At 66.9% G+C, this 22,093-nt stretch carries 23 protein-coding genes; 15 read left to right on the forward strand and 8 right to left on the reverse strand.

Features of this window, described 5'->3' with window-relative positions:
• Positions 1-270 precede the first annotated feature (270 nt).
• Entirely contained in the window at positions 271-3,024 is a 2,754-nt protein-coding gene (gene polA, locus G3N93_RS02510; protein ID WP_174982711.1) for a DNA polymerase I, read from the reverse strand.
• Between the two features lies 1 nt (position 3,025).
• Between polA and G3N93_RS02515 the strand changes: the two genes are divergently transcribed.
• The gene (locus G3N93_RS02515; protein WP_011355812.1) at positions 3,026-3,784 is read left to right on the forward strand and encodes a TIGR00730 family Rossman fold protein; all 759 of its coding nucleotides are present in this window, start codon (positions 3,026-3,028) and stop codon (positions 3,782-3,784) included.
• 392 nt (positions 3,785-4,176) lie between these two features.
• Positions 4,177-4,473: a hypothetical protein gene (locus G3N93_RS02520; RefSeq protein WP_174937007.1), complete on the forward strand. Its 297-nt coding sequence runs from the start codon at positions 4,177-4,179 to the stop codon at positions 4,471-4,473.
• A 154-nt stretch (positions 4,474-4,627) separates the two neighbouring features.
• Here G3N93_RS02520 and G3N93_RS02525 read toward each other — a convergent pair whose 3' ends face one another.
• Positions 4,628-5,560 carry a LysR family transcriptional regulator gene (locus tag G3N93_RS02525; RefSeq protein WP_174938646.1) on the reverse strand — a complete coding sequence of 311 codons (933 nt, stop codon included), beginning with the start codon at positions 5,558-5,560 and terminating at the stop codon, positions 4,628-4,630.
• 164 nt (positions 5,561-5,724) lie between these two features.
• Here G3N93_RS02525 and G3N93_RS02530 point away from each other — a divergent pair, with 164 nt between their 5' ends.
• The 3 genes from G3N93_RS02530 (at position 5,725) to G3N93_RS02540 (ending at position 8,049) form a co-directional block, all read left to right on the forward strand.
• Positions 5,725-6,183: a cupin domain-containing protein gene (locus G3N93_RS02530; protein ID WP_241026372.1), complete on the forward strand. Its 459-nt coding sequence runs from the start codon at positions 5,725-5,727 to the stop codon at positions 6,181-6,183.
• Between the two features lie 64 nt (positions 6,184-6,247).
• Positions 6,248-7,051 (forward strand): SDR family NAD(P)-dependent oxidoreductase, encoded by an 804-nt coding sequence (locus G3N93_RS02535; protein ID WP_206132231.1) that lies wholly within the window; start codon positions 6,248-6,250, stop codon positions 7,049-7,051.
• Positions 7,052-7,077: 26 nt separating this feature from the next.
• Entirely contained in the window at positions 7,078-8,049 is a 972-nt protein-coding gene (locus G3N93_RS02540) for an aldo/keto reductase (RefSeq protein WP_206132232.1), read from the forward strand.
• Between the two features lie 173 nt (positions 8,050-8,222).
• Here the strand turns inward: G3N93_RS02540 and G3N93_RS02545 are convergent, their stop codons facing one another.
• Positions 8,223-9,749: an AMP nucleosidase gene (locus tag G3N93_RS02545; RefSeq protein ID WP_174936998.1), complete on the reverse strand. Its 1,527-nt coding sequence runs from the start codon at positions 9,747-9,749 to the stop codon at positions 8,223-8,225.
• Positions 9,750-9,878: 129 nt separating this feature from the next.
• On the opposite strand from G3N93_RS02545, the gene G3N93_RS02550 reads away from it, so the two are divergent.
• The 5 genes from G3N93_RS02550 to G3N93_RS02570 all read left to right on the forward strand — a co-directional run bounded on the left by G3N93_RS02550 (position 9,879) and on the right by G3N93_RS02570 (position 13,390).
• Positions 9,879-10,274, forward strand: a complete 396-nt coding sequence (locus G3N93_RS02550; protein ID WP_174936996.1) for a hypothetical protein — start codon at positions 9,879-9,881, stop codon at positions 10,272-10,274.
• A 101-nt stretch (positions 10,275-10,375) separates the two neighbouring features.
• Positions 10,376-11,374, forward strand: a complete 999-nt coding sequence (locus tag G3N93_RS02555) for a homoserine kinase (protein WP_174938656.1) — start codon at positions 10,376-10,378, stop codon at positions 11,372-11,374.
• Positions 11,365-12,174, forward strand: a complete 810-nt coding sequence (locus G3N93_RS02560; RefSeq protein WP_089486238.1) for a BPSS1780 family membrane protein — start codon at positions 11,365-11,367, stop codon at positions 12,172-12,174. The genes G3N93_RS02555 and G3N93_RS02560 overlap by 10 nt, the downstream gene beginning before the upstream one ends.
• A gap of 187 nt (positions 12,175-12,361) precedes the next feature.
• Positions 12,362-12,814, forward strand: coding sequence for a MarR family winged helix-turn-helix transcriptional regulator (locus G3N93_RS02565; RefSeq protein WP_174936992.1), 453 nt, complete (start codon positions 12,362-12,364; stop codon positions 12,812-12,814).
• A 156-nt stretch (positions 12,815-12,970) separates the two neighbouring features.
• Complete coding sequence (locus G3N93_RS02570) at positions 12,971-13,390, forward strand: organic hydroperoxide resistance protein (RefSeq protein ID WP_174936990.1); 420 nt, start codon at positions 12,971-12,973, stop codon at positions 13,388-13,390.
• Between the two features lie 113 nt (positions 13,391-13,503).
• Here the strand turns inward: G3N93_RS02570 and G3N93_RS02575 are convergent, their stop codons facing one another.
• Together G3N93_RS02575 and G3N93_RS02580 are read right to left on the reverse strand one after the other, a co-directional pair.
• Positions 13,504-13,680 (reverse strand): DUF3563 family protein, encoded by a 177-nt coding sequence (locus G3N93_RS02575; protein ID WP_011355826.1) that lies wholly within the window; start codon positions 13,678-13,680, stop codon positions 13,504-13,506.
• Between the two features lie 81 nt (positions 13,681-13,761).
• A complete protein-coding gene (locus G3N93_RS02580; RefSeq protein ID WP_206132233.1) occupies positions 13,762-14,871 on the reverse strand; it encodes a PHB depolymerase family esterase in 1,110 nt (369 codons plus the stop codon).
• A gap of 248 nt (positions 14,872-15,119) precedes the next feature.
• On the opposite strand from G3N93_RS02580, the gene G3N93_RS02585 reads away from it, so the two are divergent.
• The 4 genes from G3N93_RS02585 to G3N93_RS02600 all read left to right on the forward strand — a co-directional run bounded on the left by G3N93_RS02585 (position 15,120) and on the right by G3N93_RS02600 (position 18,209).
• Complete coding sequence (locus tag G3N93_RS02585; RefSeq protein WP_206132234.1) at positions 15,120-15,818, forward strand: phosphatase PAP2 family protein; 699 nt, start codon at positions 15,120-15,122, stop codon at positions 15,816-15,818.
• Positions 15,819-15,954: 136 nt separating this feature from the next.
• Positions 15,955-16,755, forward strand: coding sequence for a molybdate ABC transporter substrate-binding protein (gene modA, locus G3N93_RS02590; RefSeq protein ID WP_206132235.1), 801 nt, complete (start codon positions 15,955-15,957; stop codon positions 16,753-16,755).
• A gap of 10 nt (positions 16,756-16,765) precedes the next feature.
• Entirely contained in the window at positions 16,766-17,443 is a 678-nt protein-coding gene (gene modB, locus G3N93_RS02595) for a molybdate ABC transporter permease subunit (protein ID WP_174938667.1), read from the forward strand.
• Positions 17,444-17,507: 64 nt separating this feature from the next.
• Positions 17,508-18,209 carry a sulfate/molybdate ABC transporter ATP-binding protein gene (locus tag G3N93_RS02600; RefSeq protein ID WP_089428017.1) on the forward strand — a complete coding sequence of 234 codons (702 nt, stop codon included), beginning with the start codon at positions 17,508-17,510 and terminating at the stop codon, positions 18,207-18,209.
• A 167-nt stretch (positions 18,210-18,376) separates the two neighbouring features.
• On the opposite strand, the gene G3N93_RS02605 is transcribed toward G3N93_RS02600, so the two are convergent.
• From G3N93_RS02605 to G3N93_RS02615, 3 genes are all read right to left on the reverse strand, one after another.
• The gene (locus G3N93_RS02605) at positions 18,377-19,213 is read right to left on the reverse strand and encodes a TOBE domain-containing protein (protein ID WP_174982698.1); all 837 of its coding nucleotides are present in this window, start codon (positions 19,211-19,213) and stop codon (positions 18,377-18,379) included.
• 48 nt (positions 19,214-19,261) lie between these two features.
• Positions 19,262-20,899 (reverse strand): CHAD domain-containing protein, encoded by a 1,638-nt coding sequence (locus tag G3N93_RS02610; RefSeq protein WP_206132236.1) that lies wholly within the window; start codon positions 20,897-20,899, stop codon positions 19,262-19,264.
• Positions 20,900-21,025: 126 nt separating this feature from the next.
• Positions 21,026-21,409, reverse strand: coding sequence for a tautomerase family protein (locus G3N93_RS02615; protein WP_011355834.1), 384 nt, complete (start codon positions 21,407-21,409; stop codon positions 21,026-21,028).
• A gap of 115 nt (positions 21,410-21,524) precedes the next feature.
• Here G3N93_RS02615 and G3N93_RS02620 point away from each other — a divergent pair.
• Positions 21,525-22,093 (forward strand): LysR family transcriptional regulator (locus G3N93_RS02620; protein ID WP_206132237.1); only part of this gene is annotated, 569 nt, incomplete at its 3' end.

Raw genomic sequence — 22,093 nt, forward strand, 5'->3', positions numbered from 1 at the left:
TGTTCCCCCTTTGCGATTCGAAACTGCTGCCGCCGGACAGTGCGAACGCAATGCATTCGCGCGACCCGGTGGATTAACCGGTTCGGACATCATCGATGTGCAGTTCGAAGCACTCCGATGTTTCCAACCCCGGAACGCGGGGCGCGCATGCCCCCGTGTCAATGACATGCATTGTCCGGGAGCTTGCGCGTTGACCACAAGCAAACCATCTCGATATTCAGCATCCCTGCAACAATATGCCGCAGGAATCGGGAACCGCGCGGCGGTGCGTCAGTGTGCCTCTTCCCAGTTCGCGCCGGCGCCCACTTCGGCAACCAGCGGCACCTTCAGCTTCGCCACGCCGCACATCATTTCCGGCAGTTTCTCGCGCACCAGCGACAGTTCACCGTCGGGTACCTCGAGCACCAGTTCATCGTGCACCTGCATGATCATCCGCGACGCCAGCTTGTCACGCGTGAGCCAGTCGTCCACCGCGATCATCGACAGCTTGATCAGGTCGGCCGCCGTGCCCTGCATCGGCGCATTGATTGCCGCACGCTCGGCCGCCTGGCGGCGCGGGCCATTGCCCCCGTTGATCTCCGGCAGCCACAGGCGGCGACCGAAAACGGTTTCGACGTAGCCCTTCTCCTTCGCTACCGAGCGCGTGTCTTCCATGTACTGCGCGACGCCCGGGTAGCGGGCGAAATAGCGGTCGATATAGAGCTTCGCCGCATCGCGCGTGATGCCGAGGTTCGACGCAAGCCCGAACGCGCTCATCCCGTAGATGAGCCCGAAGTTGATCACCTTCGCAATCCGGCGCTGGTCGGAATTGACCTCCAGCGGCGTCACGCCGAACACCTCGGCGGCCGTCGCGCGGTGGATGTCTTCGCCCTGCGAGAACGCGCGCAGCAGCGACGCGTCGCCCGAGATGTGCGCCATGATCCGCAGTTCGATCTGCGAATAATCGGCCGACACGATCCGGTGGCCCGGCGACGCGATGAATGCCTCGCGGATCCGCCGGCCCTCGGCCGTGCGCACCGGAATGTTCTGAAGATTCGGATCGTTCGACGCAAGGCGGCCCGTGACCGCCACGGCCTGCGCGTAATTCGTGTGCACGCGGCCCGTGGACGGGTTCACCATGCGCGGCAGCTTGTCGGTATAGGTCGACTTCAGCTTCGACAGCCCGCGATGCTCGAGCAGCAGCTTCGGCAGCGGGTAGTCCTCGGCCAGCTTCTGCAGCACTTCTTCGTCGGTCGACGGCGCGCCGCTCGGCGTCTTTTTCACGACCGGCAACTGCAGCTTTTCGAAGAAGATCTGCCCGATCTGCTTCGGCGAGCCGAGATTGAATTCGCCGCCCGCCAGTTCGTACGCCTGCGCTTCGAGCTCGATCAGGCGCGTCGCGATTTCGGTGCTCTGCGCCTGCAGGCGCGCATCGTCGATCAGTACGCCCGTGCGCTCCATCTTGCGCAACACGAGCGACACGGGCATCTCAATCTCGCGGTACACGTGCAGGAGGCCCGGTTCGCGCGCAACCTGCGGATACAGCGCGTGATGCAGCTGCAACGTGATGTCCGCATCTTCGGCCGCGTATTCGGCGGCCTGCGTGAGCGCAACTTCGTCGAAACCGATCTGCTTCGCGCCCTTGCCGGCCACGTCTTCATACTTGATCGTCTTGACGCCAAGATGACGCAGCGCAAGGCTGTCCATGTCGTGCGTGCGATGCGATTCGACCACGTACGATTCGAGCAGCGTGTCGTGCTCGATGCCGTTCAGCGCGATGTCGTAGTTCGCGAGCACCTGCGCGTCGTACTTCAGGTGCTGGCCGACCTTCTTGCGATCGGCCGATTCCAACCACGGCTTCAGGCGCGCGAGCACTTCGTCGAGCGGAAGCTGTTCGGGCATGTCGGGGCCGCGGTGCGCAACCGGCAGGTACGCGGCCTTGCCGGGCTCGACCGAGAACGACAGGCCGACGAGCCGCGCGAGCATCGGGTCGAGCGAGGTCGTCTCGGTGTCGAACGCGGTCAGTGCGGCTGCGTCGATCTTCGCGAACCACGCGTCGAATTGCTCCCAGGTCTGGATCGTGTCGTATTCGCGCACGATGTCGGCCGCCACCACCGGCGCCGGCTCGCCTTCCGGCGCATCCGCGCCGCCGCCTTCCGCCGGCGCGCTGTCGACTTCGCGCAGCCAGGTCTTGAAGCCGTAGCGCGCGAAGATGTCACGCATCAGGTCGCGCGCTTCGCCGTCGCTCTTCAACGACGCTTCGATCGATTCGAGATGCGGCGTGAGATCGCAAGCCGTCTCGACGGTCACGAGCGTGCGGCCGAGCGGCAGGAAGTCGAGCGCGCGGCGCAGGTTGTCGCCGACCACGCCCTTGATGTCGCCCGCATGCGCGATCACGCCGTCGAGGCTGTCGTACTGCGCCAGCCATTTCACGGCCGTCTTCGGCCCGCACTTCTCGACGCCCGGCACGTTGTCGACGGTGTCGCCGATCAGTGCGAGGTAGTCGATGATGCGCTCGGGCGGCACGCCGAACTTCGCGATCACGCCGTCGCGGTCGAGCGTCTCGTTGGTCATCGTGTTGACGAGCGTGACGTGGTCGGTGACGAGCTGCGCGAGATCCTTGTCGCCGGTCGACACGACTACGTTCATCCCATGCCGCTCGGCTTCGCGCGCGAGCGTGCCGATCACGTCGTCGGCCTCGACGCCTTCGACCATCAGCAGCGGCCAGCCGAGCGCACGCACGGCGCCGTGGATCGGTTCGACCTGCAATGCGAGGTCGGGCGGCATCGATGGACGGTTTGCCTTATAGTCGGCATAAAGGTCGTCACGGAACGTCTTGCCCTTTGCATCGAACACGCAAGCGCTATACTCTGCACTGACTTCCTTGCGCATACGGCGCAGCATGTTGATGATTCCGTAGAGCGCTCCGGTCGGCTCCCCGCCAGGGCCACGCAAATCAGGCATCGCATGGTAAGCCCGATACAGATAGCTCGAACCGTCAACCAATAGCAGGGTCTTACCTTCCAGATTTCGTTCTTCAGGCATTATGAACAAGAGAAAAGTGATTCCGAGTCTGCGTTCGCTCGCAGATCAAGAACGCGCGACGGCCAAGAAGGCCCGCGCATCGTGGCAGATGTTCACGATTATGGCAGAGTTTATCGAGGCGACCGAGTACCTGTCGGAGATCCGCCCGGCTGTCAGCATCTACGGTTCTGCCCGCCTCAAACCCGATACGCCGCACTACAAGCTTGCCGCGCAGATCGCGCGCAAGCTGTCCGACGCCGGCTTCGCCGTGATCTCCGGCGGCGGCCCCGGCATCATGGAAGCCGCGAACAAGGGCGCGCACGCCGGTAAAGCACCGTCGGTCGGCCTGAACATCGAGTTGCCGCACGAACAGGCCGGCAACCACTACCAGGACATCTCGCTGCGCTTCCGCCACTTCTTCACGCGCAAGGTCACGTTCGTGAAGAATTCGGATGCGGTGATCGTGATGCCGGGCGGCTTCGGCACGCTCGACGAGCTGTCGGAAGTGCTCACGCTGATCCAGACGAAGAAGTCGCGCCTCGTGCCGATCATCCTCGTCGGCAGCGAGTTCTGGAAGGGGCTGTTGCAGTGGTTCCGCGACCAGCTCATTCCGATGGGCCTGATCAATCCGGAAGACATGGACCTGATGCAGGTGATCGATGATCCCGACCAGGTGCTCGACGCCGTGCTCGCGTTCTACGAGGACAGCGGCGAGGAAGAAGGTTCGGACGATGAAGGCCATCCGCCGCGCCCGGACGAAGACCGGATGTTCTACCTGTAATCCATCCGTGACGACTGCCGGCCCGACGGCCGGCGTACCGCTTCCCGCGCGGCAGGCATGGCGATCCCGCCACCTGCCGCGTGTCACTTTGTAACGCGCGATTAATCGCGCTTCGCGATCGTGCGCTGCGGAATGTCAAATCCGCACCGCCGGTGCCGTGCGACGCACGCGCAATCGTCCGTACATGTGGGCCGCCATTGTCAAATGACGCGGCCCGACGCCCACACCCCGCGCCTGCCGGCCGCCAATCCGCCGTAACAAACCCGCCTCGCGTTTTCCGTCGCGCGCCAGCACACTTCATGTGTCGGTGCGGCGTTTCCCCCGGTGGAACGATCCCCCCTCGCTTCCATCGTGTCGCGCCGACCCTCTACAACGACATCACGGAAAAGAACATGCAACGCTCGCTGATCGCCCTTGCCTTCGCCGGCCTCGGCCTTTCGCTGTCCGGCCTCGCCCACGCCGTCAACGTCGACGTCAACATCGGCACGCCCGCACCGGTCGTCGTCGCGCCCGCACCCGTCATGGTCGCCCCGGCGCCCGCGGTAATCGTCGGCTGGCATGGCGATCGCTACTACGACGGCCACCGCTACTGGGAACGCCGCGAGTGGGAAGACCACCAGCGTCATCATGGTCACGATGATCGCGGCTATCACTGCCCGCCGGGACATGCGAAGAAGGGTGAGTGCTGAGTCACACCGCTCGGCCGCTCGACCTACACAAGGCCGCCCGTGCGCTTCGGCGCCGGGCGGCCTTTTGATTTTCGACTGCTACCGACATGAAGACGGGCGAGCGTGAAGCGATGATGCGCAGCCGCCCGGAGGCGCGCCCGCGATCAGACACGTGTCATGCCGACGCGTCCGCAAACGAAAGCGGTGCAAGATCCGGATGCCCGCCAAGCCGGTCGGCGAGGAAATCCATCAGCAAACGGCTCCTCCGCGGCAGGTGCATGCGCTGCGGCATGCACAGGTGGAGGCCATAACGGCAGGTCACGTGCCGGGTCAGCAGCGGCACGAGACGTCCCTCGCGAATGTGCGCGTGAACCGAATAGCCGAAGAACTGGCCGATCGCGGCGCCGCTCAGCACCGTGTCCAGTTCCGCATCGATGTCGTTGGTCGCGATGAACGGGTCGATCTGTCGTGTATCGACACGACCATCAACCAGGAATTCCCACGGAAACGGCTTGCCCGTGCGCGGATACAGGAATGCGGTGCAACGATGATCGCGCAGCGCGTCGATCGTCTGCGGCTCGCCGTGGCGACGCAGATACGCGGGCGCCGCGCAGACGATCAACTGCAGATCGGCGATGCGCCGCGCCACGAGCCCGCTGTCGGGCAGGTTGCCGGTCCGCACGGCGATGTCGATCCGCTGTTCGACGATGTCGGCCATGTCGTCGCTGACGATCAGTTCGGCCGTGACGCCCGGCTGCCGGTCGCAGAACTCGCCGAGCAGCGGCGCGAGAAAGCGTCGGGCCAGCGAATACGGCGCCGCAACACGGATCGTGCCGGCCACCTGCGCCCGATCGTCGTCGAGCATGCGCAGCGCGCTCTCCAGTTCCCCGACAGCGCCGCGGCACTGTGCCAGCAGGCGTTCACCTTCGAGCGTCAGCACGATGCCGCGCGTCGAGCGCTGGAGCAGCCGCACGTTCAACAGCGCCTCCAGCGCTGCGACCTGCTTGCTGGCCGCTTGCGGCGTCATGCCCAGCTCGCGGGCGCCCGCACTGATGCCGCCCGCGGCCGCGATACGGACGAATACCGTCAGCGCCTTCAACCGATCCATTCGCAGCTCCCGTCAAACCCGGAACGCCCGGGCAATCGTCCATGGCATCGCAACGCCTGCCCGACCGGTTGAATCGGTTTCAACCGGTCGGGTGCTATTCGCGCGGCACCCTGCTTCGCACAATGGCGCTGTCTTCGATACCCGTGGCCAAACGGCCCGCCGCCATGAACACACTTACATTTTCAGCCGTTTCGCGAACCGTGTTCGCGGCTGCATTGATCGTCGCTGGTTCGCCGCGTGCAACCGCACAGGAAGCGGACGCGGGTGGTCGCGTGACCGAGACGGTACTGCTGCGAACCATGCATGCGTGGGACGGCTCGCGGTATCGCGCCTACCCGTCAGGACAACCGGAGATCTCGGTCGTACGCTACACGATTCCGCCGCACGCGGTATTGCCGTGGCACACGCATCCGTCGATCAACATCGGCTACGTGCTGTCGGGCCACCTGACCGCCGTGCGCCGCAGCGACGGCAAGCGGCTGGCGCTCGGCCTCGGCGACGTGGTGCCGGAAATGGTCGACGGCGCCCATCGCGGGGAAACCGGCGACGAGCGCGCCGAACTGATCGTGTTCTACGCCGGCTCGCCCGGCACGCCCCTGACGGTGCCCGACCACCGGGACTAAGCACCTCGACCATGCGCCGGCCCGCCGGCCGGCTCGCTTCCGTTTACATGGAGCCACTCTCGTCATGCCTGATTCACGAAGCTCGTCATCCTCTCCCGCCACGACGCGGCACCGGCTCGACGGACGCGTCGCGCTCGTCACCGGCGGCGGCACCGGCATCGGCCGGGCGGCCGCGCTCGCCTTCGCGCGTGAAGGCGCCCGCGTCGTCGTCGCCGGACGGCGCGCGGCGCCGCTCGACGAAACCGTGCACGCCATTGCCGAACGCGGCGGCGAAGTCTTCGCGATGGCCATTGACGTCACATCCGTCGATGGCGTGCGCGCGCTCATCGACGCCACGATCGCGCGCTACGGCGCATTGCACGCCGCATTCAACAATGCGGGTACGGAAGGCACGTTCGCGCCGATCGTGGAACAGACCGAGGCCGACTTCGACCATGTAATCGCCACCAATCTCAAGGGTACGTGGCTGTCGATCAAATACGAAGTGGAGGCGATGCTCGCGCACGGCGGCGGTGCGATCGTCAATACGTCGTCGTGGCTCGCGAAAGGCGCGCTTGCCGGCTCGTCGACCTATTCGGCCAGCAAGGGGGCGCTCGATGCACTGGTGCGTGCGGTCGCACTAGAAGGCGGCCCGCACGGCATCCGGATCAACAACGTGAACCCCGGCATCATCGACACGCCGATGGCGCGCCGCTTCGGCGACGACGAGATGTTCCGCCCCTTCGCCGCATTCACGCCCGCACAACGGATCGGCACGCCCGAAGACGTGGCCGACGCGGTCGTATGGCTCTGCAGCGACGAAGCGCGCTTCGTGACGGGTGAATCGCTCCTGGTCGACGGCGGCTACACGATCGGCGGCATGCGCTGACCGGCACGGCGACGGAGGAAAAAGCGATGGAATACGTGAGACTGGGAAGGTCCGGGCTGAAGGTGTCGCGGCTATGCCTGGGCTGCATGACCTACGGCGACCCGTCATGGCGTCCGTGGGTCGCGACCGAAGAGGCGGCCCGCCCTTTCATCCGCACGGCACTCGATGCCGGGATGAATTTCTTCGACACGGCCGACATCTACTCGGGCGGCGAGAGCGAGCGCATTCTCGGGCGAGCGCTGCGCGATTTCGCGACGCGCGACGACGTGGTGATCGCAACCAAGGCGTTCTTTCCGACCGGCGACGGGCCAAATGCGCGCGGGTTGTCACGCAAGCATCTGCTCGCCAGCATCGACGCGTCGCTGCAGCGCCTCGGGACGGATTACGTCGATCTCTACGTGATCCACCGGTTCGATCCGGACACCCCGATCGAAGAAACGCTCGATGCGCTCGATACCCTCGTGAGAAGCGGCAAGGTCCGCTATCTCGGTGCGTCGTCGATGCATGCGTGGCAATTCATGAAGATGCTCGCGTTTCAGCAGCATCACAGCCTCGCCCGATTCGTCTCGATGCAGAGCCAGTACAGCCTGATCTGCCGTGACGACGAACGCGACATGCTGCCGCTTTGCATCGAAGAAGGGATTGCCTGCACGCCGTGGTCCCCGCTCGGCCGCGGGCTGCTGGCCGGCTCGCGCGATGCGTCGACGACGCGGGCCGCAACCGACCAGCAAATGGTGTCCTGGTACGACGGACGCGACGCAGTCGCGGCGACCGTCGATGCGGTCAGGCAGGTGGCGCAGGCGCGCGGGGTGGCGCCTGCCCGGATCGCCCTGGCATGGGCACTGAGCCGGCCAGGCATCACCGCACCGATCGTCGGGTTGTCGAAGCCGCATCACCTGACCGACGCGCTCGCAGCACTCGACCTGAGGCTCGACGATTGCGAGACCGCGTTGCTCGAGGCCGCATTCGACCGGACAGTCGAACCGGTGCAATGGTGATCACGGCGCCGGCAATCCGGTAGAGCCGGAGTTTCGAAGCCGCGTCGCTGATGACAGGTACGCGACCGCACGCTGCCAGCCCGCGAAATCGCATGCGCCGTCACGTCAACGAGTGCGGTAAACCGGAAAACGTCAACCCCGGCGGGCCCCACAGGGCCCGCCGGACATCGCACTTACTGGAACGCCACTTCCGCAAAACTCCGCAGCTTGCGGCTATGCAGCTTGTCGAGCCCGTTAGTGCGCAGGATCTCCATCGCCTTCACGCCGATCTGCAGATGCTGATCGACTTGCCCACGATAGAACGTGTCGGCCATCCCCGGCAGTTTCAGCTCGCCATGCAGCGGCTTGTCCGACACGCACAGCAGCGTGCCGTACGGTACGCGGAAGCGGAAGCCGTTCGCGGCGATCGTCGCGCTTTCCATGTCGAGCGCAACCGCCCGGCTCTGCGACAGCCGCTGCACCGGTTCGCGATGATCGCGCAGCTCCCAGTTGCGGTTGTCGACGCTCGCCACCGTACCCGTGCGCATCACGCGCTTCAGTTCAGCCCCTTCCAGCCGCGTGACGTCGGCCACCCCGCGCTCGAGCGCGAGCTGCACTTCGGCGAGCGCCGGAATCGGCACCCACAGCGGCAGGTCAGCGTCGAGCACGTGATCCTCGCGCACGTAGCCGTGTGCGAGCACGTAGTCGCCGAGACGCTGCGTGTTGCGCAGCCCCGCGCAGTGACCGAGCATCACCCACGCGTGCGGACGCAGCACCGCGATGTGATCGGTGATCGTCTTCGCGTTCGACGGGCCGACGCCGATGTTGACCATCGTGATCCCGCTGCCGTCCGCGCGCTTCAGGTGATACGCCGGCATCTGCGGCAGGCGCGGCGGCGCGTTGCCCTCGGCCGGCTCGCTCCCGAGGTTCGCGTTGTAAGTGACGACATCGCCCGGCTCGACGAACGCGCTGTACTGGCTGCGGTATGCACGCACCTCGGGATCGTCGCTCTCCGTCATTACCGTACGCCCGAGCTTCACGAACTCGTCGATGTAGAACTGGTAGTTCGTGTAGAGCACGTAGTTCTGGAAATGCGTGGGCGACGTCGCCGTGTAGTGACGCAGCCGGTGCAGCGAGAAGTCGACGCGCGCGGCCGTGAACAGCGCGAGCGGATGCGGCTCGCCCGGCGCCGGCTCGAACGTGCCATTGACGATGCGGTCGTCGAGATACGACAGGTCAGGCGTATCGAAGATGTCGCGCATCGCGAGCAGGCGGTCACGGTCGAGCTCGCCCTCGAGATGGATGCCTTCCGGAAACGCAAAATGGATCGGAATCGGCTGCGACGACACGCCGATCTCGATCTTCACATGGTGGTTCTTCGCCAGCAGGCGCAGTTGCTCGCGATAGTAGTTCGCGAAGAGATCGGGGCGCGTGACCGTCGTCTCGAACACGCCGGGGCCCGCGACGAAGCCGTACGAGCGGCGCGAATCGACATGCGTGTTGACGTCGGTGCGGATCCGCACGAACGGGTAGCACGCGCGGACGTGCTCCGTAATCGGTTCGTGGCGGCGATAGCGCGCGAATGCGTCGCGCAGGAAGCCGGTGTTCGTGTCGTAAATGGCGGACAGCCGCGCGACGGCGGCGATCGGATCGTCGAAAGCCTCGACTGACGGGCTCTCGGGCGTCAGCACTCGGTGCCGGCGGCTCAAATCGTTCTTCATTTTCATCACCTCGTCTGATCCGACGACATTAACACGGAACCCGGTCGCCCTTATGGCTGCCCCTACGCACGCGAGGGCCGGATGGGCCGCAGTATTTGCTAAAATCGGTGGGTTCACTGGAGACTCATCATGAAGCCGCTCATTCTCGTCGCCGCTGCCGCCGCGTTTGCCGCCGCCAGCGTCGCTTACGCCGCCGGCGGCACGCCTGACGCCGACGCGCAGGCTCGGGCCGAGGCCAACGAGGCCGCCGGCCTGCCCGATCTCCGCAAGATCAACCGGCCGGGCGCCGAAGTCACGTCGAAAGTCGACTTCGACGACATCCGCCGCACGCCGAGCTTCCACGAAAAGAGCAAGAACGGCACCGAAGTCACCGAGTACCGCGATCGTGGCAAACCGGTCGAGATCGACGTGAAGTCGAACTTCGGCACGCGCTACCAGATGAGCTCGACGCCCGACACGTCGCCGAAGCCGCACGACGCGGGCATCCCGATCACGCGCCTGCCGTCGTTGAACCTGCGCTACTGATTCCGTGGCGCGCGGCACCGAACGCCGCGCGCCGCCCCCCTTCACCTGTTGTCGCGACGCACGCCGCCCGCGTGCCGACACCCTGACCTGACGCATCCCGCATGGCCGTTTTCACTGCTGTTTCCGACTCCGATCTCGCGCAATGGATGCGCCACTACGAACTGGGCGACGTGCTTGCGTTCCGCGGCATTCCGTCCGGTATCGAAAACAGCAATTTCTTCCTGACGACGACGCGCGGCGAGTACGTCCTCACGATCTTCGAAAAGCTCACGGCCGAACAGCTGCCGTTCTACCTCGACCTGATGAGCCACCTGGCCGGCCACGGCGTGCCGGTGCCCGATCCGATCCCGCGCGACGACGGCTCGCTGTTCGGCATGCTGCACGGCAAGCCGGCCGCGATCGTCACGAAGCTCGACGGCTCGGCCGAACTCGCGCCGGGGGTCGAACACTGCATCGAGGTCGGGCAGATGCTCGCGCGCCTGCACCTCGCCGGCCGCGACTATCCGCGCAACCAGCCGAACCTGCGCAGCCTGCCGTGGTGGCAGGAGAACGTGCCGGCGATCGTGCCGTTCATCTCGGATGAGCAGCGCGCGCTGCTGGAAGGCGAGCTCGCGCACCAGGCCAGCTTCTTCGCGTCGGACGACTACGCGGCGCTGCCGGCCGGGCCGTGCCATTGCGATCTGTTCCGCGACAACGTGCTGTTCGCGCACGCGGCGCCCGGCACCGGGCACGACGTGCGGCTCGGCGGCTTCTTCGACTTCTATTTCGCGGGCTGCGACAAGTGGCTGTTCGACGTCGCGGTCACGGTCAACGACTGGTGCGTCGACCTCGCGACCGGCGTGCTCGACGTCGCGCGCGCCGACGCGCTGCTGCGCGCGTACCAGACGGTCCGGCCGTTCACGGCCGAGGAGCGTCGCCACTGGAGCGACATGCTGCGCGCGGGCGCGTACCGCTTCTGGGTGTCGCGCCTGTACGACTTCTACCTGCCGCGCGCGGCCGAGATGCTCAAGCCGCACGACCCCGGCCATTTCGAACGCATCCTGCGCGAGCGTATCGCGCATACGCCCGCGCTTCCCGAGATCCAAACCGCATGCAACTGATCGAAGTGCCCGCCAAAACGGGCTATGTCTGGTTCCGTCAAGGCGTCTGGCTGTTCCGCCGGAACCCGCTCGCGTTCATCACGCTGTTCTTCACGTACCTGCTGGCCATCACGCTGATATCGATGGTGCCCGTGATCGGCTCCGCGCTGCCGCTGGTCTTCATTCCCGGCGTCGCGGTCGGCTTCATGGCCGCGTGCCGCGACACGGTGGCCGGCAAGCCCGTGATGCCGACGATCCTCGTCGACGGCTTCCGCTCGTACGGCACCGTCGCGACCCAGCGGCTGCTCGTGCTCGGCGTGATCTACGTCGCGTCGATGGTGGTCGTGTTCGCCGCGTCGTCGTTCGTGGACGGCGGCGCGCTGTTCCACGTGATGATGGGCGCGGCCGACGAAGCGAGCACGACGCCGGAGGCGCTCGCCGCGCAAGGCACGCTCGGCGCACTGTTCTTCGCGACGCTGCTCTACCTGCCGGTCGCGATGCTGTTCTGGTTCGCGCCGGTGCTGGTCGCGTGGCATGACGTCCCGCCCGCCAAGGCGCTGTTCTTCAGCGTCGTCAGCTGCTGGCGCAATCGCGGCGCGTTCGTCGTGTACGGCGTGCTGTGGTTCGCCGTCGCGCTCGGCACGTCGCTCGCGCTGTCGCTGCTGCTGCAGGCGCTAGGCGCCGGCGCCTATGCGCTGACGATCATGATGCCGGTGACGATCATCATCGTCACGATGCTGTACTGCTCGTTCTACGCGACCTATCGCGGCTGCTTCGGCGTACAGGAACCGGGCGCGACGACCACCACGTCGGGCCGCTGAAGCCTCCCCGGCCGGCGCGCGTCGCCGGCCCGCCGTTCTCCGCGCCGGGTTGTCTCCCGGCGCACCCGCCCTTCCCCCGCCTCCGTCAGCCACCGCTCGTCGCCGGCCGCCCCTGTTCATCCCGATCTTTTGCGCGCAAAATAATTTGCGTACAAATTGTTCGCGCGTTCGACGCGCCTTCCGAATCATGGACCGCCTGCCCCCGCTGCCCCAGACGCTCGACGAGCAACTCTGCTTCGCGCTCTACTCGACTTCGCACGCGATGACGAAGGCGTACAAGCCGCTGCTCGACAAGCTGTCGCTGACCTATCCCCAATATCTCGCGATGCTCGTGCTGTGGGAGCGAGACGACATCGCCGTAAAGGACATCGCCGCGCGGCTCGACCTCGACCCGGCCACCGTCACGCCACTGCTGAAGCGGCTGGAGGCGCTCGGCTACGTCGAGCGCGTCCGCAGCGCGGCCGACGAACGCATCGTGAACGTGCTTGTGACGCCGGAAGGCCGTGCGCTGAAAGATCGCGCGCGCTCGGTACCCGCCGATCTCTTTTGCGCGATGCAGCAATCGCCCGACTTCCTGGTCAGGCTGCGCGCCGATCTCCAGCAGTTGCGCGACGCACTGTCGGCCGCCAACGAACGCTGACAGGCGAGCCTCGACGAACCGGCCCGGCAGTACCGGGCCTTTTCTTCAAAAATTCATTTGCACACAAATAATTTGTGTTCTATTGTTTGCACGTGGCCGGCGACACCCCGTTCGACCGGACCGCGCTTCCTCCCTTTTTCCGACAGGAGCTGCACGATGAACATTCTGTACAAGACCAGCGCCACGAGCACGGGTGGCCGCGACGGCCGCGCGGTATCCGCTGACAACAAGCTGGAAGTGAAGCTGGCCGCGCCGCGCGAACTCGGCGGCACGGGCGCGGAAGGCACGAATCCGGAGCAACTGTTTGCCGCAGGTTACTCGGCCTGTTTCCTGAGCGCGATGAAATTCGTCGCCGGCCAGGACAAGAAGGCACTGCCGGCCGACACGCAGGTCACGGCGGAAGTGGGCATCGGCCCGAACGACGCAGGCGGCTTCGGGCTCGACGTCGAACTGCGCGTATCGCTGCCGGGGTTCGACAAGGCCGACGCGCAAGCACTGGTCGAAAAGGCGCACCACGTGTGCCCGTACTCGAACGCGACGCGTAACAACGTGCCGGTGCGCCTGACGATCGTCTGACGCGACACAGCGCCTGGAATACAAAAAGGGCGCGTGCGGCATGTAGCCGCACGCGCCCTTTTTTGCTGCGTGATTCGCCGGAGCGGCGGACCTGACTGCCCGCCCTGCGCGCCTTAGCGCGAGCCGAACGTATACGGGCGGTTCATCGCCGCTTCGCGATCGATCTTGCGCATGCGGAATTCGAGATCATAGATGTCGGTCGCGTCGGCCAGGTACGCCTCGGCGCGCTCTTTCGAGGCCTTTTCAGCGTTCTTGGTCAGCATCAGGAAGAGGTGGCTCAGCAGGTACATGGTTGATCTCGCAATCCAAAGGTTCTTTGACTAGGGTTTTCCCGAATTATAGGGAAAACCCTAGGCTTTGGCCAGCGTCGATCAGACGATGCGTCGTTCGGTCGCCACAGTGCGGCGATGTGCTTCGAAAAAGGCCCAGATCATCGCGCTCGCGTCGGGGCCGACCGCTGCATGAAACGGTACGGCTTCATCGCCGCCGGCCCACGCATGATCGAGCCCTTTCACATGACAGAGCCGCACGACCGGCTCACCGTCGCGGCAGACATCGGTGATCTGCGCACCCGCGTCGCGCGTCTCGACCCGCTCGCCGCCGCGCAGTGCGCCGCGGCTGTCGGCGAGCCCGTTCAGGCGCATGAACTGCACCGTCAGCTGGTCGGCATTCTTCGGCGCGACCACGTGGTCGCCGTCACCCTGGACGATCAACGCAGGCATGCCCGGATACGCGGCGGCATCGACCAGCGCATCGACGGCCGCAGCCGGGTTCTGGCGCACGCCGCGCCGCATCACGTCCATCGCGGTAATGCCCGAACTCGCCTCGCCGAGCGCGGGGCCCGAGTGCAGCGCCACCGCCGCGAAACGGTCGGGATGGTGCAGTGCAAGAAGCGACGCGAGGCCCGCGCCGGCCGACAGCCCCGCGACATAGACGCGCGACGCGTCGAAACCGCGCTCGTCGACGAGCGCGTCGACGAGCGACGCCACCGCGTTCGCCTCGCCGCGGCCCGCGCGGTCGGTGTCTTCATACCAGTGCCAGCAACCGTGCGCGTGCGCGCGCAGCGATTGCTCCGGATACAGCACCGCGAAGCCGTGCTTGTCGGCCAGCAGATTCATCCGCGTGCCTTGCACGAATTCGTCGACGGACTGCTGGCAGCCGTGCAGCATCACGACGAGCGGCATCGGGCCACGCCGGCGGCCAGGCGGCACGTAGAGGCCGTAAGCGAGATTCTGGACGAGGCGCCCGAGCGCGGGCGCCATCGGATGTTCGCCGCGCGTCCACTCACTGGCCGCCCATGCGGCCGCGCGCGGTCGCACGCGCGACTCGCGCGGTGGGGACAGATCGGATACGGCGGGAGAGGCCGCCGCCTCGAGGGCGTCGCGTGTGATGCGCTGCGCATCGCGCGCCGCGCGCTGGGCGGCCGGAGACAGCATGCGTTTCATGCCGCCCAGCCACACCTTGGTCAGACTTTTGGTCATCGATCGGGCTCGCAGTCAGGAAAAATAGGGGCACCACAACGGATGCATCGTTCGTCTTTGTGCAATGCACCATAACATTGTTTCTGGGATTTTTCCTGCACGCGGATAGTTCCCGGCCGCGCAAAAAACGGGGCTCATGCGCACGCGGCGCTATACTGGGGTTTCGCCGCTTGTATCCGTTGTAGTCGTTCTTCCCGGCTCGCGCGTTGATTTAAGCATCTTCCCCGCCTTCGTTCGTCCCCTTCCCGATGTTCGACCTGTCGTCTCACCTGTGGATCATGATCACCGCGTTCGGCGGCGCCGGCCTGACCTTGCCGCTCGCGATCACGATCGCCGTCTGGCTCGCACTCGGCTACTCGTGGCAACGCGCGGCTGCATGGCTCGGCGTGCTGGCGGCAGCGATCGGCGTGGTCGCGCTCACGAAGATCGCGTTCCTCGGCTGGGGGATCGGCATCCGCAAGTGGGATTTCACGGGGTTCAGCGGCCATGCGATGCTGTCGACGTCGGTGTATCCGGTCGCGATTTTCCTGGCGCTGATCCGCACGCGCACGCCGGTGCGAATCGCCGGCATCGCGCTCGGGCTCGCGGCCGGCGTCGCGGTCGGCGTGTCGCGCGTCGCGCTCGATGCCCATTCGCCGTCCGAATCGATCACCGGCTGTATCGTCGGCGCAATCGCCGCGCTCGCCTTCATCGCCGGGTCGTGGCGCGCGGTGCCGCACCGCTGGTCGGTGCCTGCGGTCGTCGCAAGCCTCGCGCTAGTCACCGTGGCGCTGCACGGCATCACGGTGCCGTCGCACCGCTGGGTCACCAAGGTGGCGCTGCAGCTGTCGGGCCACGAACGCCCGTTCGTCCGCGCGCGCTGGAAGGCCAACCCGAACTATCGCCCCGCATCGCAGCCGTTGTCGCTGCAGCGCACCCAGTCGTCGCCGCAAACGCTCCGTACGTGACCGGCCGCCCGGCCGTCACGCCCGCCCCTTTTCACGTCTGACCATTACATGCGCGCCGTCGCATGAGCGGTATGTCGAGCGTTATAACCCACCCTATATTACGATTACGGTTTCCACCCATTAAAACGAATCCACCATGCGCTCAACCGTCCGTCCGCTTCGCCGCACCCTGCTTCGCCTGCTGCCGATCGCCACGCTTGCCGCTGCCGGTATCGCGTTCAGCGCGCCCGCTTCCGCTGCCGACGAACTGGTCGTGTCAGCCGCCGCCAGCCTGACGAACGCGTTCAAGGCCGTCGGCGATGCGTACGAGAAGCAGCATCCGGATACCAAGGTGCTGTTCAACTTCGGCGCGTCGGACGTGCTGATGCAGCAGATCGCCAAGGGCGCGCCGGCTGACGTGTTCGCATCGGCCGACCAGAAGGCAATGGATCGTGCAGCCGACGAAAAGGTGATCGTGCCCGGCACGCGTCGCGATTTCGCGGCGAACTCGCTCGTGCTGATCGTGCCGGCGGACAGCAAGGCCGCCGCGCCGACGTCGCTGAACGACCTGACGGCGCCCGGCGTGAAGCGCATCGCGTACGGCGACCCGGCGTCGGTGCCGGTCGGCCGCTACACGGAAGGCGCGCTGCGCGCGGCCGGCGTGTGGGATGCCGTCAGCGCGAAGGGCGTGCTGGCCGCCAACGTGCGCCAGAGCCTCGACTATGTCGCGCGCGGCGAAGTCGACGCGGGCTTCGTCTTCGGGACCGACGCCGCGATCATGCCGGGCCGCGTGAAAATTGCGCTGACCGTGCCGACGAAGACGGCCATCACCTATCCGATCGCCGTGGTCAAGGACAGCCGCCACGCCACGCAGGCGCAGTCGTTCATCGACTTCGTCGCGTCGCCGCAGGGCCAGGCCGTGCTGTCGACGTTCGGCTTCAAGCCCGCGGGCAAGTGAGCGTAGCGCGATGCAAGACGCCTGGGTACCGCTGCTGCTGTCGTTGAAGGTTGCCGGCTGGGCAACCGCGCTCGACATCGTGCTCGGCGTCGCGGCCGCGTTCATGCTCGCGCGCTGGCGCTCGCCGCTGCGCGACGTCGTCGATTCCGTGCTGACGCTGCCGCTCGTGCTGCCGCCGACGGTGCTCGGCTATTACCTGCTCGTGCTGCTCGGCCGGCGCGGCGTGTTCGGCGCGTGGCTCGACAAGCTCGGCATCGAGCTCGTCTTCACGTGGCAAGGCGCGGTGATCGCGTCGATGGTCGTCGCGTTTCCGCTGATCCTGAAGTCGGCGCGCGCTGCGTTCGAAGGCGTCGATCCGCATCTCGAGCGCGCGGCGCGCACGCTCGGGCTCGGCGAAGTCGCGGTGTTTTTCCGCGTGACGCTGCCGCTCGCCACGCGCGGCATTCTCGCGGGCGCGCTGCTCGCGTTCGCGCGCGCGCTCGGCGAGTTCGGCGCGACGCTGATGATCGCGGGCAACCTGCCCGGCCGCACGCAAACGCTGTCGGTTGCGATCTACGCGGCCGTGCAGGCCGGCGACGACAGCACGGCCAACTTCCTCGTGCTGGTGACGTCGATCACCTGCGTGCTGGTGCTGCTCGCGACCGGCTGGCTCGTGCCGTCGCGTGCCCCGCGGAGCCAGCTGTCATGAAGCGCGCATCTCGTCCTTGTCGCCTGCTTCGCCCGGCAGCCGGGTTGCGTCGGTGGAGGCATGCATGAGCCTCGTCGTCGACATCCGCAAGACCTACGCAAACGCCGAGCGCCGCTTCACGCTCGACATGTCGTTCACGGCAACGACGCAGCGCGTCGTGCTGTTCGGGCCGTCCGGCGCGGGCAAGAGCATGACGCTGCAGGCGATCGCCGGCCTGCTGTCGCCTGACGAAGGCACGATCACGCTGAACGGCGAACCGCTGTTCGACGCCGCTCGCCGCATCGACGTGCCGACCCGCGAGCGCCGCGTCGCGTACCTGTTCCAGGATTACGCGCTGTTTCCGCATCTGAACGTGCGCCAGAACATCGCGTTCGGGCTCACGTCAGGGCTGCGCAACCCGCGCGCGAAGACGGTGCCGCCGGAAGTCGCGTACTGGCTGCAGGCGTTCGATCTCGAAGCGCTCGCGGGGCAGTATCCGTCGCAGTTGTCGGGCGGGCAGAAACAGCGCGTCGCGCTCGCGCGCGCACTGGTCGCGCAGCCGCGGATCCTGCTGCTCGACGAACCGTTCGCGGCGCTCGACGGCGCAATGCGCCAGCGCATGCGTCACGAACTCGCCGAGCTGCAGGCGCGGCTCGATATCCCGATGGTGCTGATCTCGCACGATCCCGACGACGTCGCCGCGTTCGGCGACCAGGTCGTGCAGTTGAGCGAAGGACGCGTGCAGGCGGCTCCGCCGCACGCCGAGTGGCCGACGCGCGTCACGTGAGCGCGCGAGGCCGTGGTCGTGGCAGGCAGGTTGGAGCCTGAGAGAAGCCGCGCGTAGCGGCATAGGTTGAAAGCGGAAACGAAGCCGGCGCCGTGCAGGCGCTGTGCGATGCCGGCTTCGCCCCGCCCGTCACACGATCGTCGAAGCGCGCCGTCCTGCCGGCTTCGTCAGCCCGTCACCGCAAGAATCACGCTCGACGCCTTGAACAAGGCGATCGCCCGCCGGCCTGTGTCGAGTTGCAACGCCTCGACGCTGTCGTTGGTCACGACGGCCGTCAGCGTCCCGCCGCCGTCGAGCGCCAGCGTCACCTCGCTGTTCACCGCGCCCGCCGCAACGGTTTCCACACTGCCGCGCAGTTGATTCCGCGCGGACACTTTCAGCTCTTGCTCGCCGTCGTCGACCGCGAGCACGACCCACGACGCCTTCACCAGCGCGCAGGCGTCCGCGCCAACCTGCAGGCCGAGCGCGTCGGCGCTCTCGTGCGTCAGCACCGCAACGATCGGCTGTCCGCCGGGCAGCGTGAGCGTGACCTCGTCGTTGACGGTGCCGCGCACGATCGATGCGACCTTGCCGAACAACTGGTTGCGCGCGCTGGTCTTCATCCCGATCCGGCCGATCAGCGCCCAGTCGACGTCGAACCCGGAGACGGCCGCGCTCGCGGCCTCGATGAACCGGCGATGCTCGCGCTCGATCGTGCGGAACGCGGCGATCAGCGACGTCGCGCGCGGCGTCAGCGTCGTGCCGCCGCCGCCCTTGCCGCCCGTCGAACGCGCGACGAGCGGTTCGCCGGCAAGATTGTTCATCGTGTCGACCGCATCCCACGCGGCCTTGTAGCTCAGGCCGACGGCCTTCGCCGCGCGCGTGATCGAACCGGTGTCGCCGATCGCCGCGAGCAACGCGATGCGCATGGCGCCGCCGAGCGTCTGCTCACCGGCGCGCAGCCACAGCTCGCCGCCCAGTTCGAGCGGTTCGGAAGACGGGGAAGATTGCGGTGCGTCGGTCATCGGGATGCGTGTAGAAATCGGGGGGCCATTATAGGGAGCGCGTGCCGGTCAACCCGGCTTGCCGTCGAGCTTCGGCGGCCGCAGGCTGGCCAGCAGCGTCTCGGCGTCGCGCGCCGCGCGCTGCTCGAGCGCCGCGCCGTAGCCGCGCACGAAACCGAGCTGGTACGGCGGGGCAGCCAATTTTTCGAGGTGATGCAGCGCGACCATCGTGTCGTTCGCTTCACCGAGCACGCTCTGCACGCGCGTGAGCGTCTTGACCGTCTCGGTGCGCGTGCGGCGCGACGCCAGCGATGCGAAGAATTCGAGCGCATAGCGCAGCCGCTTCGCATCGATCCGCACCTGATGACGCGCGGCCGTGTCGAGCGACGTGAGCGACGGCGACGCATAGAGATGACCGAACAGCCGCCGCACGCGCTTCGTCGCGTGGCGCCGCAGCGAGGGCGCGTCGCCGTCTTCGGCGGGCGGCAGCGCAAGCGAACTCAGCCATTCGAGCCAGCCGAGCGTCAGCCGCGCATAGCGAGCCGAATGCAGCGCCTGCCGCAACTCGACCCGCGCGGCCGCGCACTGCGCGCGCGCGGCGTCGAGCGTGCCGTTCCACTCGCCGTCGCCGCCGTCGGCCGCGATCAGCGCGGGCAGGCTTTCCGTCGCGAACACGTCCCAGTCGCGCACCGTGCCGAGCAGCGAGGCAAGCCAGCGCAGGTCGACACCGAGTGTGTCGCGCCACTGGCGATCGGCGAAGAGCGGGAAGAAGCGCATCAGCGTACGCAGGCGGCGCAGCGCGACCCGCATCTGGTGCACGAATTCGGGATCGTCTTGCTCGAGCACCCCGCCTTCGTTACCGAGCCATTGCGCGGTGATGTCGCCGGACAGCGCGAACAGCGCGACGCGCTGCGTGCGCACGCCGGTCAGGTCGACGAGCCTGGCCTTGACGGGCCCGTCGGCGGCCGGCTCGGCCGCACATGCGCGATCGATCACGCTCGTCAATTGCACGAATGCGGGCCACGCGCCGCTCAATTCGCGCGCCGCGGCAAACAGCGCATGCAGCGCGGCGGTACGCGCGGGCAGCGTCTCCCAGTCGGGCGCGGCCAGGCGCAACTCGACGTAGCGGCGTGGCGGCTCGCTACCGCGATACAGCGTGACGTCGTCGAGCGTCATTTCGACCACGACGCCGCTGTCGTCGGCCCAGCGCCCGCGCCGCCGTTCGCTGACGAGGCGCAGCGCCGACGCGTCCGGCTGGGTACCGGCCTCCTCCGGGCGCCCGGCCGTATCCGGCGCGGCGCCGTCGATTTCGCCTGTCGCGACGACGGCCTCGGCTGCGACGGCCACCTCGGGTACGGGCAGCGGCATCGCAACGACGATGCCCGCATGCTCCGCGTCGAACAGTTCGCGCGCCGTGACACCCGGCGCAAACGCCTTCGTGCGCGACGCGACGACCCGCCTGCCGTGCGCATTCGACTCGACCCACGTCCACCAGCTCGCGCCGGGGCTCAACTCGGCCTCCTCGATCTGGCACGGCTCGATCGTCACGCGCTCGTGGCCGCGGCGCATCCGGACCTGCGGGCAGATCCGCCACGCGCGCACGAGTTCGGCGCCGAAATCGCGCTGTGCGCCCCGGGCGCGACTCGCAGCCTTGACCGGCCACCCTTCCAGCGACAGCGACAACACGATTTCCAGCACACGCGACATGGAGGCTCCTGCACATGAAGAATCGCCGGCGCATCAATTGCGCCGGCGTCACCCGTGAAGCTGCTTCCATAGTACACGTCGCCAAAACTCGCAGGCGACGATCTGGCCCTGTCGTGCTGTCGCAGGTCAAACGGCGTATTGCGCGAGGCCGTTGCCGAACGACCAGTCCTCCTTCAGTACCTCGACAAGACTGATGAATACGTCCTGCTGCCGCACGCCGGGCTGCTGCGCGAGGTTGTCCGCGATCGCCCGGTACAGCGCCCGCTTCTGCTCGAGCGTGCGCGTGTTGTTCGCGGTGATCTGGATCATCACGAGATCGTCGCTGCGTTCGATATCGAGGTAGTGACGACCGAACACGAAGTTCTCGGCCGCATGCTCGGTGACGACCATGAAGATGTCGTCCTCGGGCACGTTGAACGTGTGCATCAGCGCGCGATGCACGCCGTCGACGAGCGCCGCACGGTAGGCGGCCGGCTTGCCTTCGCGGACTGCGATACGGGTGAAGGGCATGGTCCTGCTCCTGTCGGTGAAGTTGACGTTGAAGAACGGAAACACAGCGTCAGGTTAGGCTCGCCGAACTATAATGAACAGTCATTGATGAATATTTCATCCATTTACATCGAAAATGAAAGTCCTTGACCTCGATGCCGTCCGCGCGTTCGTGCTGGTCGCCGATCTCGCCAGCTTCACGCGCGCCGCCGATGCGCTCGGCACCACGCAGTCGGCCGTCAGCCTGAAGCTGAAGCGGCTGGAAGCGCACCTCGGCAAGCCGCTGCTCGCGCGCACGCCGCGCGTCGTCAAGCTGGCCGCCGACGGCGAGAATTTCCTGCCGGCCGCCCGCGCGTTGCTCGACGCGCACGATCACGCGCTGGGCGCGATCTCGGCCGGCACGCACCGGCTGTCGCTCGGCGTCAGCGAGCATGTCGCCGTACCCGACCTGCCGGCCGTGCTCACGAGCCTGCACCGGCAGGATCCGGGGTTGTCGCTCGAAATGCATCTCGGCACGTCGACGAACCTGCTCGCGCAATACGACGAACGCCGGTTCGACGCGGTGATCGTGCGGCACGAGCCGGGCGAAGACCCGCCGCGCGAAGACGGCACGCTGCTGTTCTCCGAACCGCTGGCCTGGCTCGCCGCGCCGGACTGGGTGCCGCGCGCGGGCGAGCCGCTGCCGCTCGCGGTGCTGGCCGGCCC

The organism is Burkholderia sp. Se-20378 (genome assembly GCF_017104665.1).
In the GTDB taxonomy this organism is placed as follows: Bacteria; Pseudomonadota; Gammaproteobacteria; order Burkholderiales; family Burkholderiaceae; genus Burkholderia; species Burkholderia lata.